Raw genomic sequence first — 19,571 nt, forward strand, 5'->3', positions numbered from 1 at the left:
TCGGGGCATGACTTCCGAATTGGTTCTGGTGACCGGCGGCTCCGGTTTCGTCGGCTCGTACGTCGTGCGGCGCGCCCTCGCCGCCGGTTACCGTGTCCGCACCACCGTCCGTTCCCGCCCGGTCGAGGGCGTCGAGTCGGTCCAGGCCGACCTGATGTCCGACGAGGGCTGGGACGAGGCGGTCGCCGGCGCCACGTACGTCCTGCATGTGGCCTCGCCCTTCCCCGCCTCCCAGCCCGCGGACGAGAACGACCTGATCGTCCCGGCCCGGGAGGGCACGCTGCGGGTTCTGCGGGCGGCAAAAGCTTCGGGTGTACGGCGGGTGGTGCTCACCTCATCGTTCGCCGCCGTCGGCTACGGCCACGGCGACACCGACCGCGTCTTCACGGAGGACGACTGGACCGACGTGAACGGGCCGGGCGTTCAGCCGTACGTCAAATCGAAGACCCTCGCCGAACGGGCGGCCTGGGATTTCGCGGCGGCGGGCGGCCCCGAGCTGACCGTGCTCAACCCGACCGGCATCTTCGGCCCGGTGCTGGGCCCGTCCTGGTCCAGCTCGGTCGACCTGATCGCCGCCATCCTCGACGGCACGATGACGCGGATCCCCGACGTGACCATCACTCCGGTCGACGTTCGTGACCTGGCCGACCTGCACCTGCTGGCCCTGACCCACCCGGCCGCGGCCGGGGAGCGCTACATCGCCTGCGGCCCCGACGAGGTGACCCTGCCCCAGGTGGCCGCCCTGCTGGGCCACGGCGACCGGCCGGCCGCCCCCGGCGACCGCCCCCGCCACACCACCAACGCCAAGGCCGTGGCCACCTTCGGCTGGAAGCCCCGCCCGGCCGCGGAGATGTTCCTCGACACGGCCCGCAGCCTGTCAGCCTTTCGTCAGCAGGGGTAGCAGGACGTCGTCGACGAGATGTTCGGCCAAGGTGGGGTCGTGGCCGGCGAAGAGCTGCTCGAACAGCAGGGGACCGAAGATGAGGCGGTCCACGATGTCCAGCACCTTCGCGTCCTTCTTGATGCGGCCGGCCTCGGCGTGCCGGGCGAGGACGCGGCGCAGGACCTCGACCTCGGGCTCGACCAGAATGTCACGCATGGCCCTCATCAGCTCGGGGTCGAGCAGAGCGTCGCGGGCCAGCCCGGTCATGGTGGCCGTGGCCGGCTCCCGCAGGCGGATCGGGCCGGCCGCCCGCTCGGCCACGGCGAGCAGATCACCGCGCAGGCTTCCGGTATCGATGTCGGCCGCCGACTCCGGCTTGGTGACCTGGATGGCGGTGATGACCAGCTTCGCCTTGGACTCCCAGCGCCGGTAGAGCGTCGCCACGCTGGCCCGCGCCGCCGCCGCGATGTCGTCGATGGTCACCCGGTCGTAGCCGCGCTCCCGCACCAGCCGCAGCGCCGTGTCGAGAAGCTCCCGCTCCCGCTCGGCCGACAATCGGCTGCGCCGCAGGCGAGGCTGCTCCAAAGGCATTCGGCCAGCATACGGCTCACCCCGCCACCAGGTCGGCGAGCGCCTCGGCCCCGGGGCCGCTTCCGAGCTCGGCACCGAGTTCGGCGGCGATGTAGGCCAACGGCAGATCCGACTCGACCACGCCCGCGGCGGCGGCCCGGGCCAGGGCCGCCGGCAGTCGGCCGCAGCGCTCGACGATCTCGGCCACGGCCCTCGGCTCAGCGGCGACGCGGTCGGGGCCCAGCCGTCGGCGCAGCATGGTCGTGGCCTCGGCGTGGCTGGGAAGCGTCAGGGAGAACGTTCCTTCTGTGCGGCTGGTGGTGATCACGACGCTGCCCGGGGTGCCGGGCAGCAGGTGCGGGTCGAGCGTGGCGCAGTTGTCCAGGACCACCAGGATTCGGCGGCCGGTGAGCAGCGCGCGCCAGCGCCCGGCCAGCGACGGCAGGTCGTCGGGCAGCTTGCGGGTGGGCTCGCCCAATGAGGTCAGGAAGCCGCGGAGGACCGCGACCGGGTCCAGGTCGCGGACGTCGGCGTAGAGCTGGCCGTCCGGGCAGGACGGGGCGATTCGGTGAGCCAGGTGGATGGCCAGGATCGATTTGCCGACTCCCGCTACGCCGTCGATGGACAGGACGGCGGGGCCGGTGGCTCGCTGGTGGGAGATCTCGGCCGTCGCGCGGTCGGCCAGGCGCGGGAGCAGGAACGGGTGGTCGGACGGAAGCTGGGCGGGGCGGACGGCCGGGCGGCGGCGCAGGGTGTCGCGGGCCGCTCGCAGTTCGGCGCCGGGGTCGATGCCGAGCTCGTCACCGAGGCGTTCGCTGACCGCGTGGAAGATGCCCAGCGCGCGGTCGCGCTGGCCGTCCGCGGCCAGGGCCAGCATCAGGCGGCTCTGCAACGGTTCGTCCAGCGGCTGATCGCGAGCCACCTCGCGCAGCGCCGGCAGCACCCGCGCCGCCTGGCCGGCGCGCAGCGCGGCGTCGGCCGCGTCGCGGGCCGCCTGCGAGCGTTCGCCGTCGACGCTGTCGAACACGGGACTCGGGTCGAGTCCCTCGGCGCAGGGGCCGCGCCACAGGGCCAGCGCCCGCAGATAACGGCCGACCGGGTCGTCGGCGACCGGGGCCGACGCCACCAGGCCGCGGAACTCCAGGAGGTCGAGCGTGGACTCGTCGGCGCGCAGGAGGTAGCCGTCGCCGACCCGGGACAGCAGCGAGCCGGACGAGCGGATCGGCAGATGGGGCTCCATCAGGCGGCGCAACTGGCCGATCGAGCGGTGCAGCACGTTGGCCGCGCTGGCCGGTGGGTCGTCGCCCCACACCAGCTCGACCAGGTCGTTCTGGCCGAGCACGGCGCCGGCGCGGGCCAGAAGCAGGGCCAGGACCGTGCGCTGCCGGCCGGCGCCCGCGTGCAGTTCCCGGTCGCCGTCGCGGAGGCTGACCGGGCCGAGGATCGCGAACCGAATCATGCCCTCAGCCTGTCGGCCGGCGGCGGCGAAAACATCAGTACGATGACTGCGCCGCGGCTCCCAGGGCCGCCGCGAGCTGGCGGCGGCCGCTGACCCCCAGGCGGGGATAGATGCGGTAGAGGTGGGCGCCGACCGTGCGGTGCGAGATGAACAGCCGCTGGCCGATCTCGCGGTTGGTCAGGCCCTCGGCGGCCAGCGTGGCGATCTGCATCTCCTGCGCCGACAGCTGGTCGCTCAGGTTCTCGTGGCGGCGGCCGCTCGACTCGCCGGTCGCGCGCAGCTGGTCGCGGGCCAGCTCGGCCCACGGGCGGGCGCCGAGGCGGTCGAACTCGTCGCGGGCGGTGCGCAGCGGCACCCGGGCGTCGACCTGGCGGCGCTGCCGGCGCAGCCAGCGGCCGTGGTTGAGGTGCAGCCGGGCCCGGACCAGCTGCACGCCGGCCGGCAGCATGGCGAACGACTCGGCGTAACGCTGCTCGGCCTCGTCGTCCGGGGCCAGCACGGCGTTGGTGTACGCGTGCGCCGTCCTCATCATCTCGGTCGGCAGGCTCCGGGCCAGCTCGGGCAGCCCAGCCACCAACTCGCGGGCCTGCTCGACGGTGCCAGCGGCCAGCGCCGCGTCGGCCAGGTCGGGCGCGACCAGCCAGCGGCTCACCGAGTGATAGTGCGGGTCGTCCGGGTCGAAGGCCCGGGCCAGGAGGTCGTACGCCTCCTCGACGCGCCCGCCGAGCAGCGCCAGCAGCCCCTCGACCTGAAGCGTGATGGACGACGCGAACGGCATGCCCGTCAGCAGCGGGTCGGCCCGCAGCTTGCGCACCATCTCCTCGGCCGGCGCGACGTCGCCGCGGGTCACGGCGACCAGACCCGACACCGAGCGCACGCCGAGCAGCACGATCGCCTCGCCGGTCTCCTCGGCCAGGGCCATGCCCTCGGCCGCGTCCGACCGGGCCTGGTCGAGCTGGCCGAGGTAGTACCGCGGCCAGGCGCCGGCCAGCGAGCGGGCGAGCAGGCCGAGCCGCCCCTGCGCCCGCCAGTTCGCGGCCGCCCGGGCCAGCAGGCGGCTGCTGTGGGTGAAGTCGCCGAAGCCCATGGCGCCGCTGCCGAGGTAGTGCACCGCCCGGCCGTCGTGCCGGTCGAGGTCGAGCCGGTCCAGCCGGCCGAGCACGTCCGTGCCGTACCGGTACGGCTCCGCGTAGGCGCGGACGGCCAGGATCAGGGGATCGTCCGGTCCGGCGGCCCAGCGGTCGGCCACCGCGGCCAGCTCGGCCCGCGTCGCGGCGTCGCCGTCCTGGAAGAAGCAGCGCGAGGCGGCCCGCCACAGCAGGTTGTCGGCGACATCGCGGGCCCCGGCCGCGAGCGCGCCGGTCGCCGCGGTCAGCATGTCGTGGATGCGCCGGTGCGGCTCGTCCGGCTCGAAGGCGGCGTTGTCGGAGACCAGCAGCAGGCGGGCCCGTTCCACCGGGCCCATCACGGCCGGATCGGCCCCGGCCAGCAGCGCGCGGGTGCGGCCCCGGTGGCTGAGCTGCCCCGACAGCTCGGCCGCGCGGACCAGGATGCTCGTGCGGCGGCGCTGATCCCGTACGAGCGAAGCCGCCTGTTGCAGTGCCGGGACCGCCGCGGCGACCTTGCCCCGCGCGAGCGACGCGTCGGCGAACTGCTCGAGCCGGCCGGCCAGCTCCTCGTCCGGGCCGATCGTGGCCGCGGCCTGATGGAAGAGCGTGCGGTCGGGCTGATCGGCCAGGATGGTGGCCAGCGCGCGGTGGGCGGCGAGCCGGTGGGTGACCCGGGCCCGGTTGTAGATGGCCGAGCGCATCAGCGGGTGCCGGAACTCGGGCCGGCGCGAAGTGATCGTGATGAGGCCCGCGTCGGCCGCCTCCTGGAGCGCGTCGACGGTGACGATCGAGCCGGTGACCTGGCCGGCCGCCTCGAGCAGCCGGTCCAGCGCGGCGTTCGGCTCGGCCGCCAGCGCGAGCAGCAGCGCGCGACTCGACGGGCTCGTCGAGTCGGTGCGGGCGGCGAACGCGGTCTCCAGCCGCTGCGTCAGCGGAAGATCGTCGGTGCCGGCCGGTGCCTGCTGCGCGGCCTTGGGCAGTTCGATCAGAGCCAGGGGGTTCCCGGCGGCCCGGTCGAGGATCAGGGCTCGCAGCTGCGGCGGAAGGGCCGGTGCGCGGGTGTCGAGCAGTTCGGCCGCCGCCGCGCCGTCGAGCGGGGCCAGGCTCAGCTCCGGGGTGTAGCCCGAGCCGATCCGCCCGCTGCCGTCCGGCCGGCTCGCGCCGAGGACGAGCAGGGCGTGCCCGTGGGCCCGGCGGGCGACGAAGAGCATGGCGTCGCGGGTCGACGGATCGATCCACTGGATGTCGTCGGCGGCGACCAGCACGGGGTGTCGGGTGGCGGCGTCGGCCAGCAGCTCCAGCACGGCCAGGCCGACCCGGTAGACGTCGGGCTCGGTGTCGTCGGCGCCGAACGCGGCCCGCAGCACCGTGCGGTGCGCGGAGGGCAGCCGGTCGATCTCGCGGATCATCGGCTGGAGCAGCAGGTTGAGGGCGGCGAACGGGAACCAGCGCTCGGTCTCGATGCCGGCCATGCTCAGGACGGTGAAGCCCCGGTCGGCGGCCTCGGCCGACGCGGCCCGCAGCAGGGCGGTCTTGCCGACACCGGCCGGGCCGTGGATCAGCAGGGCCGTGCCGTTCCCGGCGGCGGCCTCGGCGAGCAGTCCCCGGGTGAGGCGCAGCTCGGCCTCTCTCCCGATCATGCTCGTCACATCGGTATTTTATGCCCGCCCGTAGATCAACCTGTGAATGGCCTCGGTGAGGTCGTCGACGGCTTCGCGCAGCTCGGCGTCGGTGGCGCCGGCCAGTTGCTCATATCGGGCGTCGCGGATCGCCGAGATCATCTCGGCCAGCCGGTGGGCCGGGATGGCCGTGGTCGCGGTGCCGCCGGCCTGGTCACGGCGGATCTTCTCGGCCGCGCGCTCGTCGTAGCGCCGCCGGACCCGACCGACGAAGTCGCGCAGCTCCTCCGAGGTGGCCATGGCGGTCGCGGCGCACGACAGGATGCCGGCGTTGGCCCGCCAGAGTGTGGCCGACGTCTCCAGCTGGGTGCGCAGCAGGTCACGGGCGGGGCCGTCGGCGTCGAACCAGACGTGGCCGGCGGCCAGGTCGTGCCCGACGCTCGTCATCAAGGCGGTCAGCACGGCGGTCTTGGTCGGGAAGTAGAAGTAGAAGCTCGTCCGGGAGATGCCGGCGCCGCTCGCGAGGTCGTCGATGGTCACCGACTCGTACGGCCGCTCGGAGAACAGGGCCCGCGCGGCCTCGAGGATCGCCGCCTCGCGGAGATCACCCTTGGACGGGCCGGTCCGGCGGCGCGTTACCTGACTCATATTTCCGATCATTCCCTATGTGATCATCAACGCGGTGCCGACAAAAATCGACACAGTGTCGATAGCGTAGTCGGACGTGACCACACCCGAACGCGTTGCCCGCCCGCGGCTGCTCCTGCCGGCCGCCGCGGCCGCCAGCTTCCTGCTGGCGCTGATCCAGTCCATCCCGGTGCCGGTGCTGCCGCAGATCGCCTCGCAGCTCGGCGCGGACGCCACGACCGTCGGGTGGGTGTCCACGGCGACGCTGCTCGCCGCCTCCTCCTTCACCCCGCTGCTGGGCCGGCTCGGCCACGTCCTCGGCGTCAAGCCGGTCTTCGTGGCCACCCTCGCCGTCACCCTGGCCGGCAGCGTGCTCGCGGCCACCGCCCACGACATCAGCTGGCTCATCGTGGCCCGGGTCCTGCAGGGCACCAGCTTCGCGCTGTTCCCGCTCGGCATCAGCCTGCTGCGCCACGAGCTGCCGCCGGCCAAGCTCACCCACAGCATGGCCATCGTCGCCTCCACGCTCGGCGTCGGCGGCGGTGTCGCGCTGGTCGCGGCCGGCCTGCTCACCCAGGGCGACGCCGACTACCGGCGGATCTTCTGGCTCACCGTCGTGATGAGCGCCATCACCCTGGCCCTCGCGCTGACCCTGCCCAAGCGTCCCGGAGCGGGCGGCCGCGTCGACTACGTCGGGGCCACGGTGCTCTCGGCCGGCCTCGTCAGCCTGCTGCTGCCGATCTCGCAGGGGCACACCTGGGGCTGGGGCTCGGCCAAGGTGATCGTCCTGTTCGCGGCCGCCCTGATCATCCTCGTCGGCTTCTACTTCCTGGAACGCCGTACGGCCGCACCGCTCGTCTCGGTCGAGATGCTGCGCCACCGCCCGATCCTGGTGACCAACCTGGCCGCCATGGCGGTCGGCTTCGCGATGTTCGCGCTCCAGCTCGCGACCAGCTACTTCGTGCAGAGCCCGAGTGCGTACACCGGCTTCGGTTTCAGCGCGACCGTGCTGCAGACCAGCATCATCTATCTGCTGCCGGGCGCGGCGGCCAGCGTCGTCATCGGCCCGCTCGCCGGCATGCTGGTCGGCAAGGTTGGCCCGCGCATCGTGCTGGCCCTGGCCTGCGGCATCGGCGCGGTCGGCCTGGCCTCGCTGACCTTCCTGCACGACAACAAGGTCGAGACCATCGCGGCGTTCGTCGTGGCCAGCTGCGCGATCGCCATGGCCTACGCCTCGATGCCGGCCCTGCTGGTCAGCCACGTGCAGCCGGCCGAGACGGGCATCGCCAACTCGGTCAACAGCATCATGCGTACGGTCGGTGGCACCATCGGCAGCGCCCTGGTCATCACCATCCTGGCCGGGCAGACGACGACCGTCGGCACCGTCGCGCTGCCGACCGAGAACGCGTTCCGGATCAGCTACGTGCTCGGCGCGATCGTCTTCGCCGTCGGCGGCGCCCTGGTCCTGCTGTTCATCGACCCGGACCGCCGGGCGAAGCACCGCGCCGGCGAGGTGTCGGACATCCGCGCGACGGCCGATCTCGAGGGTGCTCGCGCCTAGCCTGACGGGATGGAACGTCCGGACTGGAACGGGCCGCTGGGTGTGGCCTTCGACCACGCGACGGCATATCTGGGTGGGCTGCCGGAGCGGCCGGTGCGCCCGCCGGCCTCGCTCGAAAACATGCGCGCGGCGCTCGGCGGGCCGCTGCAGGCCGGGTCGTTGCCACCGGAGAAGGTGGTGGCCGACCTGGTCGCGGCGGCCGCGCCGGGCGTGATGGCGTCGTCCAGCGGGCGGTTCTTCGGCTTCGTGATCGGCGGGGCCACGCCGGCGGCGCTGGCCGCGGACTGGCTCACCTCGACCTGGGATCAGAACGCCGGGTTGTACGTGCTGGGGCCGGCGGCGAGCGTGGTCGAGGAGACCGCGGCCGGGTGGCTGGTCGAGCTGCTGGGGCTTCCGGCGCGGGCCTCCGTCGGGTATGTCACGGGCGGGCAGATGGCCAACTTCACGGCGCTGGCCATCGCGGTGCGGGAAGTGCTGCGCCGAAAGGGCTGGGATGTCGACGCGGACGGTCTGTGGGGAGCGCCGCGAGTCCGGGTGATCGCGGGGGAGGGGCGGCACGGCACCATCGACCGGGCCTTGAGACACCTCGGCATGGGTACGAACTCTCTGGTCACGGTGGAGATGGACGGCCAGGGACGCCTGGTGCCGGCCGCGCTGGCGTCGGCGCTCGCGTCCGGTGAGGGGCCGGCGATCGTGTGCGCGCAGGCCGGGAACGTGAACACGGGCGCGATCGACCCGCTGGCCGCGATCGCCGACCTGGTGGGCGATGCGTGGCTGCATGTGGACGGCGCGTTCGGGCTGTGGGCGGCGGCCAGCCCGCGCCTTCGCCCGTTGGTGGCCGGCATCGAACGGGCCGACTCGTGGGCCACCGACGCGCACAAGTGGCTCAACGTGCCGTACGACTCCGGTCTGGTGATTTGCGCCCACCCCGAAGCGCACCGGGCGGCCATGGGAGTGCGGGCCAGCTATCTGCAGCACGCGGCGTCGGGCGAGCGCGACGCCCTGGACTACAACCCGGAGCATTCGCGGCGGGCGCGGGGATTCCCGGTGTACGCGGCCATGCGCCAGCTGGGCACCGACGGCATCGCGGACCTGGTGGAGCGCTCGTGCGCGCTGGCCCGCCACTTCGCCGACCGGCTGACGGCCGGGGGAGCGCTTGTGCTGAACGAGGTCGTTCTCAACCAGGTGCTGGTACGCCTCGGCGACGACCATACGACGCAGCGGGCGCTGCGCCGCATTCAGGAGGAGGGCACGGCCTGGATGAGCGGCACGACGTGGAACGGCGCCGCGGCGATCCGCATCTCGGTGTCGAACTGGTCGACGGACGAGGACGACGTGGACCGTACGGTCGCGGCGATCCTGGCCGCGGCGGCTTAAAAGCCCGCGTCGTCCAGAGCCTTCGTCGCCAACTGCCGCCCCAGGGTCACCATGTCGCCGGCGCGGTGGAAGTCCATGACCCGGCAGGCGTTGACCGGCACCGCGATGTGCACATCCGGCGGCAGCCCGGCCATCCGGTAGCGCGCGATCATGTCCTGCATGGCGTCCAGCGAGGACGCCAGCACATCGGCGATCCGCAGATTGCCCGGCAGCGGATCGGCCGCGGCCGAGATCTCGGTCAGGTCGGGCGTCTCCAGGGGAGCCGCGCTGCCGTTGCGGGTCTGGAAGACATGCCGGAGGCGGTCACGCCAGTCCTCGTACCAATGTGGCGCCGCGGCCGCCCGCACCGGTGAGGCCGGCTCGCCCTGCGGCCTCGGCGCCTGCAGGGAGACGGCGACGGTCAGATCGGCGCCGGACGCCGCCGTCGGTTCGATGGGTACGGGGTTGAGCAGCCCACCGTCGGCCAGCAGCCGCCCATTGATGACGACCGGGGTGATCAGACCGGGGATGGCGATCGAGGCCCGGATGGCCGACCGCAGCAGCCCCCGCTGAAACCACACCTCCCGGCGCGCGTTGATGTCGGTGGCCACCGCCGTGTACGGGATCGGCAGATGCTCGATCTCGGCGTCACCGAGGAAGTCGTTGAGGTGGTTGATGAGCCGGTCCGCCGCCATGGCCCCCGGCAGCGCCCACTTGGGGTCGATGAGCCGCAGGATGTCCCGCTGCTTGAGCGCGACCGCCCAGTCGGTGAACTCCTTGAGCCGCCCGGTCGCCATCACCCCGCCGACCAGCGCCCCCATCGACGACCCGGCCACCGAGCACACCTCGAAGCCGCGCTCCTCGAGCACCTGCACGACCCCGACGTGCGCGAAGCCGCGGGCCCCGCCGGACCCCAGCGCCAGCGCGACCCGCCGTCCCCCGGACATGCCCCGATGCTACTGGCACGCTTTCCCCACGCCGCTCGGATCACCGAACCACCCGTTCGGTGGGCTGCCGCCGCGCGCGCCACGGGTAGTTTGTGCCTGGTACGGGCAATCGGCGCGGAGAGGCGAACGTGGCAGACGAGGCACCGGCCGTACGGCTCTTCGTGCTCGGCCCGCTGCGCGCCACGGTCGGCTATGTGACCATAAATCGGGCGGCGCATCCTTTGCCGGCCGCCGATCCCTTGCCGGCCGCCGATCCCTTGCCCGCGGCGGCTCCCTCGCCCGCGGCGGATCTTGGTGGTCCGCGCCAGCGGGCGGTGCTGGCGCGGCTCGCGGTGGCCGGCGGGCAGGTCGTGTCGGCCGACCGGCTCGTCGACGACCTGTGGGGCCGAGCCGACGTCCCGGCGCGTGGCCTGGCCACACTCCAGGTGCACATCTCCCATCTGCGCCGGGCCCTCGAACCGGACCGCCCCCGCCGGACCCCCGCGTCGGTCCTGGTCAGCGCGCCTCCCGGCTACGCGCTGCGCCTACCGCACGATGCCGTCGACGCCTGGCGTTTCACCCGCCTGGTGCGCCGGGCCGCCGCGGCCCCACCGGCCGAACGGCACGCGCTGCTGACCGAGGCGCTGTCCTGCTGGCAGGGCGAGGCGTACGCCGAGGTGGCCCACGAGCCGTGGGCGGCTCCCGAGGCCACCCGCCTCACCGACCTGCGCCTGCTGGCCCTCGAGTCACGGGCGGAAGCCGAACTCGACCTGGGCCGCCCCGCCTTGGCGGTGGCCGAGCTGGAACGCCATCTCCGAGACCATCCCACCCGCGAAGGCGCGGTCCGGCTGCTGGCCCTGGCCCTCTACCGGAGCGGCCGCCAGGGAGACGCGCTGGCCGTCTTACGCCGCACCCGAGACCACCTGGCCGAAGAGCTGGGCGTCGACCCGGGCCCAGAGTTGCGCGCCTTGGAGTCCGACATCCTGGCCCACGCCCCAGCCCTCGCCCACCCAACCCCACCAGCCCGCCCCACCATCACACCCGCCCCCTCAGCGCCCGCTCCCTCCGCGCCGGCTTTCTCCGCACCCGCTCCCTCCGCGCCGGTTCCGTCCGTGCTGGCTCCCTCAAGCTCCGCGCCCGCCGCTCCGGCCCCTTCAAGCTCCGCGCCCGCTCCCTCCGCGCCGGCCCCCTCAAGCTCCGCGCCTGCTCCCGCCGCGCCGGCCCTCTCCGCGCCGGCCCTCTCCGCGCCCGCTCTCTCCGCGCCGGCTGCCGACGGCTCCGTGCCCGCCACAGCCGTTACCCCAGCGCCTGTTAACACCGCGCATCCAATGTCCGTGCCCGTCTCCCCAGCCCTTGCCGCCTGGCCTTCCGAATCCGCCGCGCCTGCTTCTGCCGCGCCCGCTTCTGCCGCGCCTGCTTCTGCCGCGCCCGATTCCTCAGTGCTCGGCGCCTCCCCGCCCGTCGAATCCGTGCCCGATACGTTCGGGTCTGCCGGCTTTGCGGGCGTGGGTGTCGCAGCTGGCACCTCGTCGTCTGCCACGTCTGCGGGGGTGGCGGGCTTGCCGGTTGAAGGGGTGGGGCGGGCCTCTGCTCCGGGGCGGGAGGCGGAACTCGCGGCCATCGCCGCCGCGGCCGCGGAGGCTGCTCGTGAAGGGGCCCGGGTCGTGCTGGTCAGTGGCGATGCCGGAGCCGGGAAGACGACGCTGGCCGAGGCGGCGGTGGCGGAACTGGTCGGCGCCGGATGGAAGGCGTGGGCGGGGCGCTGCCCCGAGGTGGACGGGGCGCCGCCGGGGTGGGCCTGGTCGGAGGCGCTCGGGATCGATCTCTTGCACGCGGACGAGCCGCCCAACCCCTTTCGGCTCGGGCGGTGGATCGCGGCCGAGCTGGCCGGTACGCGGGCTGTGGTGCTGCTCGATGACGTGCACCGGGCCGACGACCTGACTTTGCAGCTCGTACGGCAAGTGGTGGCTCAAGGTACACAGGTCCTGGTGCTGCTCACGTACCGCACCGAGTCTCTCGGTGACGAGCTGGAGGCGACCATCGGGGCGCTGCTTTCCGTGACGGCGGCTCGCCTCACCCTCGGTGGCCTTGAGGCGGGGGCGGTGGCCGAGCTGGCGCGGCGCTACGGGCTCGAGGAGGCGGGGCCCGAGCTGCTGGCGCTGGTGGCCGAGCGTACGCAGGGAAATCCGCTCTTCGTTCGTGAGCTGGCGCGGCTGATCGCGGCCGAGGGGGCGCGGGCGGCGGAGACGGCGGTGCCCAAGGGCGTGCGGGAGGTGCTGCGGCGCCGGGTGGCGCGGCTGCCGGGCTCCGTGACCAGCGCGTTGCGGCAGGCGGCGGTGCTGGGGCGGGAAGCCGATGTGGACGTGCTGGCCGATGTCGCCGGGCGGGAGCCGGACGAACTGCTCGACGCGCTGGAGGCGGCCGTCCTGGCCGGACTGCTGGACGAGCCGGTGCCGGGCCGGGTGCGGTTCACGCACGCGCTGGTGCGGGACACGCTCTACGAGGACACGCCGTTGCTGCGGCGCGCGCGGCTGCACAGCCGGGCGTTGCAGGTGCTCGACGGGACCGCCGACGCGGCCACGCTGTCACGCCATGCCGGGGCCGCCGCCAATCCGGCTACGGCGAGTGAGGCTGTTCCGTATGCGATCCGTGCCGCGACCGGCGCCGAGCGGGCCGGATCGTGGCGGGAGGCCGCTGCGCAGTGGCGTGAGGCGCTCCGGTTGTACGAGCTGGCCGGCACGCGCGCGACCGGCGAGAGGTTCACCCTTCTGGCCAGGGCGGTGACCGCGCACGCCCGGGCCGGCGACATCGTCCGCGCCCGGACGATCTATCTGGACGGTGGCGACGACCTCGACACCCTGACGGCGTGGGACGCCCCGCTGATCTGGACCACCCGCGACGGCCGCGAGCCGTCCCCCGCCAAGGTCACCGCGATCCGCCGCGAGCTGGCGGCCTCGCACCCCGACGTGGTCCGGGTTCGTCTGCTGCTCGCGCTTTTCCGAGAGCTTGAGGGGTACGACGACGCAGCCGCGGCCGCGGTGAGCGCGGAGGCACTCAGTTTGGCCCGCCGAGCAACGAGCAACGCCACGCCGGCGCGCGGTGCGGCGGCAGGGGGCGCGCCGGCGGGCGGTGCGGCGGCAGGGGGTGCGGCGGCGGGCGGTGCGGCGGCAGGGGGTGCGGCGGCGGGCGGTGCGGCGGCAGGGGGTGTGGCGGCGGGCGGTGTGGCAGCGGCGGGTGGGGCCGAAGGCGCGCGGCTGCTGTGTGCGGCGTTGAACGTTCGGGCGTATGCCGCGCTCGGGCCGGATCTGCGGGACGAGCGGCGGGCCGTCGCCGAGGAATATCTGGCCACGGCGGTGGCGGCGGGGGAGATCGACCACGAGGCGGTGGCCCACTGGCTGCTCTTCCTCGACTCGGCCGCCCGCACCGACCTCACCGGAGCCCGGGCCGAGATGGGGCTGGCCGTCGCCCGGTCGACGACCGGGCAGCTCAGTGGGCTGCTCGCGGTCGTCGGGATCTTCGAGGCTCTGCTGGAGTTGCTGGCCGGGCGGATCGACGGCGCCTTGGTGCGGTACGCCGAGGTCAGCCGCCGCCTGGCCGAGCACGGCGCGCTCAACGGCGCCGCGATGGCGACCGTCGGCCGGATCGGCGCCGGGATGGCCCGGGGTGATCTGGCGCCGCTGCGGGACGAGCTGATCGCGATCGAGGAGATCTATCCGGGCCGGGTCACCGACGCGCTCGTGCTGGCCCTGCTCGACGCGGGCGACGTCGCCGCCGCCCGGGATGCCTGGCGGCGCCGGCAGGAGATCGACCGCAACTACTACTGGCTGGGCTTCACCACGTTGCGCGGCCTGGCGGCGGCCCGCCTCGGTGACGTGGAGACCGGCCGCCGGATCGCCGCCCAGCTGCTGCCCTTCTCGGGCCGGGTGGCGGGCCTGGACTCCGGAACCTTGTACGCCGGGCCGGTCGACGCCGCGCTGTTCGCGCTGACCGGCGACCCGGCGTACGCGGCCTCGTCCGAAGCTTTGATCAGGCGCCTGCGGGGCTGAAGACCAGCCGCTCCCGCTTGCGGAAGGCGAGCGGGAACACCTTGATCATGATGGCGACCGGCAGGCCGCCCTCCTTGCGCGCCTCGGCCAGCTCGGCCGGTGTGCTCACGGCCAGGATCCGCGGCACCTCGAAGGTCATCTTGGCGCCGCGTTTGCGGATCGACGCCTCCACCCGGTTCCATTCGTCGTCCGAGACGTACCGCTTGATCAGCGGGACGATCGTGCGCTCCTCGTCGGCGATGTGCTCGTGCAGGGTGTCGCGCAGATCCTTCATGTCGGCCGCCAGCTCGGCCGGCACCACCTTCGTCTCGCGCAGCGCCGCCGCGCCGGTGCGCACGCGCGTCAACTTCGGGTCGAGCACGGCGTGGTCGTCGGTGAGCTCGGTGAGGTCGACGTGCGCGCCGGCCGAGCGTTCCAGCACCGGCCACAGCACGTCGTCCTCGGCGCTGTGATGGTGGTGGATGCTGTCGCAGAAGTCGCTCAGGTAGCCGGCGATCGCCGCGGCCCGCTTGCGGTCGAGCCGTGTGCCGCCGGTGGCCAGGGAGGCGGTCAGGTCGCTGAGGCGGTCGAGGTCCTTGAGCATGGCGCGGTGGGCCAGCAGGAGGCCGGTCGGTTCGTTGTCCATGCGAACACCGTGCCCGGGCCCACCTGCCGCCCACCTAACAGCTACTTAAGGTCAGTCGCCTGTCTCGTTCTTCGCCGAGCGCTCCAGGGCCAGGTCGAGCGCGAGGACGCTGCCGATGATGAGAAGCGGGTCGGTTCCTTCGGAGACCTGCACCGCGTACGTGTCGCGGATCGTCAGCCAGCGCTTGGAGACGGCGGCCACCTCGCGGCCGTCCTGCTCGATGACGTACTCGTGGTCGAGCAGGTTGCCCTTCATCTCCAGGTCGTCCGGGCCGGGCACGTCGATGGTGAACTTGTCCCGGAACGGCGTGAACAGCTTCTTGCGGACCTCCGCGGCCTTCTCGCCGCCGATCCGGATCTCGTACGTGGGGCGCAGCGCGACGAGATGGCGGTGGACCGACGCCACCTCGTCGCCGTTCGTGTCCTCGATGACGACCCGGTTGCGGACGCTGAAGACCTTGCCGTCCACGTGGTAGACCCGGTTGCCGTTCTCGTCCTCCACGTCGAAGTCGTCGCCGAAGGAGAAGAAGCGTTCCTTGATCACATACATGCCTCAAGTGTGCGGCGCGGCCCGCCACGGCGAAAGCGGGCCGCGCTGCGACGGGAGGATCAGGGAAGAACCCAGCGCTGGTTCGCGCCGGCGAAGCAGTCCCAGATCTGCAGGCGGGTGCCGTTGGCCGAGCTGTTGTTCGAGGCGTCCAGGCACTTGTTGGCGCCGGCGTTGACCAGCGTGCCGTTGGACTGAGCCGTCCAGCGCTGCGCGCCGGTGCCGTTGCAGTCGTAGATCTGCACCAGCGAGCCGTTCGCCGTGCCGGCCGCGCTCACGTCGAGGCACTTGCCCAGGCCGCGGATCGTGCCGTCGGTGCCCACGGTCCAGTTCTGCGCGGTGGTGCCGTTGCAGTCGTACAGCTGAACCGCGGTGCCGTTGGCGCTGCTGGCCGACGCGATGTCGACGCACTTGCCGGCGATCCCCGTGATGCGGCCCGTGCGGCCCGACGGCGGCGGGGTGGTCGGCCCGCTTCCGCCCATGACGGTCTCGTAGATGGCGCTGACCAGCGAGTTGGAGCCGGTCACGTCCTGCGACAGCTCCCAGTTCATGATGCCGCCGGCGTTGGCCAGGGCCCACTGGGTCTTGCGACGGATCGTCGGCAGGCCGTTGTAGCACTCCCCGGACGGGGTGCAGTCACGGTTGGCGTTGGCCGGGTCCTGGGCGACCAGTTGGGCGTACGTCAAATAACCCGGCCGGCTGTAGAACGGCACGCCGAGCACCGTCTTGGCCTTCGGAAGCCCGCGGTTCTTCCAGAAGTTGGCCGAGGCGATCGACCAGTCGTAGTTCGCGTGCGGGCTGCCGCCGTCGTACGCCATGATGTTGAGCCAGTCGACGTAGCCGAAGACGGCCGGCTGGACCCCGTTGGCGGTGTTGCCCTCGCTGACGACCGCGGCCGTGAGCAGCTTGCCCTCGTTGTGCAGGGCCGTGCTGAGCTGCTGCATCAGCGCGGTGTAGTTGTTGCCCGAGGTTCCGGGGTCGGGGTACTCCCAGTCGATGTCGACGCCGTCCAGGTTGTACTGGCGCACGGTGCTCATGACGGTGTTGACGAACGTCGTCCGCGTGCCGGAGTTCGCCGCCAGCGACTCGAACGCCGAGTCGTTGCCGTCGTTCCAGCCGCCGATGGCCAGCGAGACCTTGGTGTTGTTCTGGTGCCCGAGGGTGACCAGCTGCTGGAGCTTCGAGGTGTTCTCGATCGGCTGGAGGGTGCCGTTGGCGTTGGGCAGCGCGAACGAGTAGTTGATGTGGGTGAGCTTCGAGTACTGGATGCTCGTGACGCTGCCGGCCCAGGACGGCATGTAGCCGACGCTCTTGAACCCGTTCGGCAGGACGGCGGCCTCCGAGGTGCCCTGGACGGCGAGCGCGGTGATGGTGCCGACCGCGGCGACGGTGAGTGCGGCGGCCGAGGCCGCCCACCTGCTTCTTTTCCTGATGGCCATGGGGATGGCGACCCTTCGTGTCCGGCGCGGGGGATGCGCCGTGGGGATGACTACGGGCGGCCAAATCTTAGGAAGGTTAACTAATGATAGTCAATATAGGACTTCATAAAAGTCTTGGTGATGATTCACTGAGCGCGTGAGAGAGCTTGTAGTGCGGTGGCAGCGGGGCTGGGGTATCTCCCGTGGGCTGCCGGAAGCCAAGGACCTCGGTGAAGGGCTGCGCGTGCGGTGCCTTCAGATGGGCCGGAACGTCGAATACTTCGCCTTGGACGGCGTCGCGTCGATCGCCGGGCTGGCTGAGCTGGTCAAAGGCGAGGACGAGGTCACCTGGCTGACCGTGCCGACCACAGCGCCCGACCAGGCGGCGGCAGCGCTCGAAAAGGCCGGCCTGATCGTGCTCAAGCGCTCCGAGAAGCTGATGGTGACCGACCTGCGCGAGCACCCGCGGACTCCGGCGCCGCCCGGATACGAAATCAAGACCACGATCGAGGATTCGGCCGTACGGGTCCTCGCGCTCGACCAGGACGGCGAGGTGGGCGCCCGCGGGACGATGGGCATCGCCGGGACGGACGGGATCGCCGACCGGATCGAGACCCTGCCCGCGCACCGCCGCCGAGGGCTGGCCAGCGCCGTCATGGGCGCACTGGCCGAGGCCGCGCCCGCCGGGCACGGGCTGCTGGTCGCCAGCGAGGACGGGCAGCCGCTCTACGCCAAGCTCGGCTGGACGGCGGTCGCCGACGTGCTCATCGCGTCGACGCCGGGAGTCAGCTACCCGAGCTGACCCCGTACCGCAGAATCGTCTTCAAGCGCTCGGGGGCCGTCCGGCGCGGATCGCTGAGATAGATCTCGTGATGGCGCCCGGTGACCTCGCGGCCGTGCTCGGCGGCGAAGGCGAGCAGGCGGTGGATGGCCTCGGTCTCCTGGTGGTACGGGCCCACGTGCAGCACCTGCACCGACGGTCCCTCCTCGAAGGTCTCCAGCCGGACGCCGGGCGCCTCGATCATGTCCGCCGCGGCGCCGGCCGGCTGGAGCAGGATCATGGTCCACTTCCACCCCCTGCGGTCGCCGAGGCCGTCGCCGACGTCGGTCCACAGGCCCTCGAGCGGCGGCACCGAATAGACCTCGCCGCGGGCCTTGAACACGGCCCGGATGCGGTAGGCGGTGCGGTAGAGCCGCTGGATCGCGTCCTCGTACTCGGGGCCGTTCGGATCGCCGGCGCCGTCGACCATCAGATAGGGCAGGGCCGGCACGTCGACGAAGGCCGGTGTGGCCTTCGCGGCGAACAACTCACGGTGGGCTCGTTTCACCGTGTCATCATCGGCCATCATCCGGAGATCGTGGCCACCGCGTCGAGGATCGTGGTGGTCACCTCGGCCGGCCGCGACACGGTGACGGCGTGCGACGCCCCCGGGATCTCGTGGACGCCCTTGGCGCCGGCGCGGTCGGCCATGAAGCGGTGCAGGGCCGGCGGAATCGTGGCGTCGGCGTCGCCGAAGACGAACCAGGACGGCAGTGAGCGCCACGCGGGTGTGGCCGACGGCAGGCCCGTGGTGAGGGCCGACCGCGTGATCGGGCGCTGGGTCGCGCTCATCGCCGCGGCCGTCGCGATGGGCAGGTCGGCGGCGATCTGGTGGTGGAAGGCCCCGGGGCGGACAGCGTGCTCGGTGCCGCCGGCGCTGAGCGGGCACGACGTCAGCGCGAGCTCCAGAGTGCTGCCGGGGAACTTGGCGGTCAGGCCGAGCGCGGACTCGCCCTGGTCGGGGGCGAACGCGGCCGCGTAGACCAGGGCGGCCACGGCGGGCAGCCGGGTGGCGGCCTCGGTGGCGACCATCCCGCCGTACGACTGGGCGGCCAGCACCACGGGCGTGCCGAGGGCGGCCACCACGTCTCGGACGTAGGCGGCGTCGCCCGGCAGGCCGCGCAGCGGGTTGGCCACCGCGGTCACCGGCACTCCCCGGGCCGCCAGGAGCTCGACGACGCCGTTCCAGCTGGCCGACTCGGTGAAGGCGCCGTGCACGAGGACGACGGTTGGTGTCATGGTGCGGTCCTTTCCGGATAGGAGGCGCGGCGGAGGACGCCGATCGCCGTTCGCACGGCCGCGTCCGCCGCGGGGCCGGAGCGCAGGGAGTTGAGCATCATGAAGTGGGGCGGCGCGTCTTCGTACGTGACGGTCGTGGTCCGTACGCCCGCGGCCGTCAATCTCCGGCTCAAGGCCGAGCCTTCGTCGTCAGGGCCGCGGGCGACGACGAACGTGTCCGGCGAGGTGCCCGGAAGGGCGAACTCGGGAAGGCCACGCGGGTAGTACAGCGACTGGTGAGTGAAACGGAAACGGGTCGCCGACAGCACCGCGGCCAGGGCCCCGCCGGTCTCGTCACCGGCCACGGCGAGCCGATTGCCGTCCAGCCCCGAGAAACGCCCTCTTTCCCGGATCCACCGCGCCACCGCGTACGTCTGCTCCAGCGCCACCGTGCACGGACCGTCGAACTCGGCGAACGCCACCGCGACCGACGCGCCCACCGCTATCTCGCGGATGAGCCGGTCATGCGTGCCCGAGTTGCCTATCGCGAACCCGCCGCCGTGCAGGTACAGCACCGACGGCAGCACCCGGACGGCGCCGGGCGGCCGCACCAGGCGCACGGCGACGTCGCCCACCGTCACCCACGACTCGTCGACGTCGGGCTTGGGCACCGGCGTGGCCTGTGACTCCTCTAGCTCTCTTCGGTCCGGATCGTGGGGCAGAAGCATCATGCCAGCCCAGACAGGGCAGCCGTGGTTCTTGTGACAGATGCTTGGTGATTGCTCCGG

At 72.8% G+C, this 19,571-nt stretch carries 16 protein-coding genes; 5 read left to right on the forward strand and 11 right to left on the reverse strand.

Annotation, left to right across the window (positions count from 1 at the left end; genetic code table 11):
- Window positions 1–7 precede the first annotated feature (7 nt).
- Complete coding sequence (locus CRP55_RS44285; protein ID WP_097328095.1) at window positions 8–901, forward strand: NAD-dependent epimerase/dehydratase family protein; 894 nt, start codon at window positions 8–10, stop codon at window positions 899–901.
- On the opposite strand, the gene CRP55_RS44290 is transcribed toward CRP55_RS44285, so the two are convergent.
- The 4 genes from CRP55_RS44290 to CRP55_RS44305 are packed head-to-tail and all read right to left on the reverse strand — an operon-like array spanning window position 878 to window position 6,288.
- Window positions 878–1,474, reverse strand: a complete 597-nt coding sequence (locus CRP55_RS44290) for a TetR/AcrR family transcriptional regulator (RefSeq protein ID WP_097328096.1) — start codon at window positions 1,472–1,474, stop codon at window positions 878–880. The two genes, CRP55_RS44285 and CRP55_RS44290, sit on opposite strands and share 24 nt — an antisense overlap.
- Window positions 1,475–1,490: 16 nt before the next feature.
- A complete protein-coding gene (locus CRP55_RS44295; RefSeq protein WP_097328097.1) occupies window positions 1,491–2,912 on the reverse strand; it encodes an AfsR/SARP family transcriptional regulator in 1,422 nt (473 codons plus the stop codon).
- A 34-nt stretch (window positions 2,913–2,946) separates the two neighbouring features.
- Entirely contained in the window at window positions 2,947–5,661 is a 2,715-nt protein-coding gene (locus CRP55_RS44300; protein WP_097328098.1) for an ATP-binding protein, read from the reverse strand.
- Window positions 5,662–5,679: 18 nt separating this feature from the next.
- Window positions 5,680–6,288, reverse strand: a complete 609-nt coding sequence (locus CRP55_RS44305) for a TetR/AcrR family transcriptional regulator (protein WP_218854991.1) — start codon at window positions 6,286–6,288, stop codon at window positions 5,680–5,682.
- Between the two features lie 76 nt (window positions 6,289–6,364).
- Between CRP55_RS44305 and CRP55_RS44310 the strand changes: the two genes are divergently transcribed.
- The gene (locus CRP55_RS44310) at window positions 6,365–7,828 is read left to right on the forward strand and encodes an MFS transporter (RefSeq protein ID WP_097328100.1); all 1,464 of its coding nucleotides are present in this window, start codon (window positions 6,365–6,367) and stop codon (window positions 7,826–7,828) included.
- Window positions 7,829–7,837: 9 nt separating this feature from the next.
- Window positions 7,838–9,205 carry a pyridoxal phosphate-dependent decarboxylase family protein gene (locus CRP55_RS44315; protein WP_097328101.1) on the forward strand — a complete coding sequence of 456 codons (1,368 nt, stop codon included), beginning with the start codon at window positions 7,838–7,840 and terminating at the stop codon, window positions 9,203–9,205.
- Here the strand turns inward: CRP55_RS44315 and CRP55_RS44320 are convergent.
- Window positions 9,202–10,131 carry a patatin-like phospholipase family protein gene (locus tag CRP55_RS44320; protein WP_097328102.1) on the reverse strand — a complete coding sequence of 310 codons (930 nt, stop codon included), beginning with the start codon at window positions 10,129–10,131 and terminating at the stop codon, window positions 9,202–9,204. The genes CRP55_RS44315 and CRP55_RS44320 overlap by 4 nt on opposite strands.
- 128 nt (window positions 10,132–10,259) lie before the next feature.
- Here CRP55_RS44320 and CRP55_RS44325 point away from each other — a divergent pair, with 128 nt between their 5' ends.
- The gene (locus CRP55_RS44325; RefSeq protein WP_097328103.1) at window positions 10,260–14,156 is read left to right on the forward strand and encodes an ATP-binding protein; all 3,897 of its coding nucleotides are present in this window, start codon (window positions 10,260–10,262) and stop codon (window positions 14,154–14,156) included.
- Here the strand turns inward: CRP55_RS44325 and CRP55_RS44330 are convergent.
- From CRP55_RS44330 to CRP55_RS44340, 3 genes are read right to left on the reverse strand one after another with little or no spacing between them, the layout of a single operon-like run.
- Complete coding sequence (locus tag CRP55_RS44330) at window positions 14,137–14,781, reverse strand: hemerythrin domain-containing protein (protein ID WP_097328104.1); 645 nt, start codon at window positions 14,779–14,781, stop codon at window positions 14,137–14,139. The genes CRP55_RS44325 and CRP55_RS44330 overlap by 20 nt on opposite strands.
- 51 nt (window positions 14,782–14,832) lie before the next feature.
- Window positions 14,833–15,330 (reverse strand): LURP-one-related/scramblase family protein, encoded by a 498-nt coding sequence (locus CRP55_RS44335; protein ID WP_097328105.1) that lies wholly within the window; start codon window positions 15,328–15,330, stop codon window positions 14,833–14,835.
- A gap of 59 nt (window positions 15,331–15,389) precedes the next feature.
- The gene (locus CRP55_RS44340; RefSeq protein ID WP_097328106.1) at window positions 15,390–16,766 is read right to left on the reverse strand and encodes a glycosyl hydrolase family 18 protein; all 1,377 of its coding nucleotides are present in this window, start codon (window positions 16,764–16,766) and stop codon (window positions 15,390–15,392) included.
- Between the two features lie 136 nt (window positions 16,767–16,902).
- Between CRP55_RS44340 and CRP55_RS44345 the strand changes: the two genes are divergently transcribed.
- Window positions 16,903–17,547 carry a GNAT family N-acetyltransferase gene (locus CRP55_RS44345; RefSeq protein WP_097328107.1) on the forward strand — a complete coding sequence of 215 codons (645 nt, stop codon included), beginning with the start codon at window positions 16,903–16,905 and terminating at the stop codon, window positions 17,545–17,547.
- Here CRP55_RS44345 and CRP55_RS44350 read toward each other — a convergent pair.
- The 3 genes from CRP55_RS44350 to CRP55_RS44360 are packed head-to-tail and all read right to left on the reverse strand — an operon-like array spanning window position 17,531 to window position 19,454.
- A complete protein-coding gene (locus CRP55_RS44350; protein ID WP_097328108.1) occupies window positions 17,531–18,094 on the reverse strand; it encodes a GyrI-like domain-containing protein in 564 nt (187 codons plus the stop codon). The genes CRP55_RS44345 and CRP55_RS44350 overlap by 17 nt on opposite strands.
- Window positions 18,091–18,804 (reverse strand): alpha/beta fold hydrolase, encoded by a 714-nt coding sequence (locus CRP55_RS44355; protein WP_097328109.1) that lies wholly within the window; start codon window positions 18,802–18,804, stop codon window positions 18,091–18,093. Before CRP55_RS44355 ends, CRP55_RS44350 begins: the two co-directional genes overlap by 4 nt.
- Window positions 18,801–19,454: an alpha/beta hydrolase gene (locus CRP55_RS44360; RefSeq protein ID WP_179855613.1), complete on the reverse strand. Its 654-nt coding sequence runs from the start codon at window positions 19,452–19,454 to the stop codon at window positions 18,801–18,803. The genes CRP55_RS44355 and CRP55_RS44360 overlap by 4 nt, the downstream gene beginning before the upstream one ends.
- Window positions 19,455–19,571: the final 117 nt, after the last annotated feature.

The sequence above is a fragment of the Paractinoplanes atraurantiacus genome, assembly GCF_900215205.1.
GTDB lineage: Bacteria > Actinomycetota > Actinomycetes > Mycobacteriales > Micromonosporaceae > Actinoplanes > Actinoplanes atraurantiacus.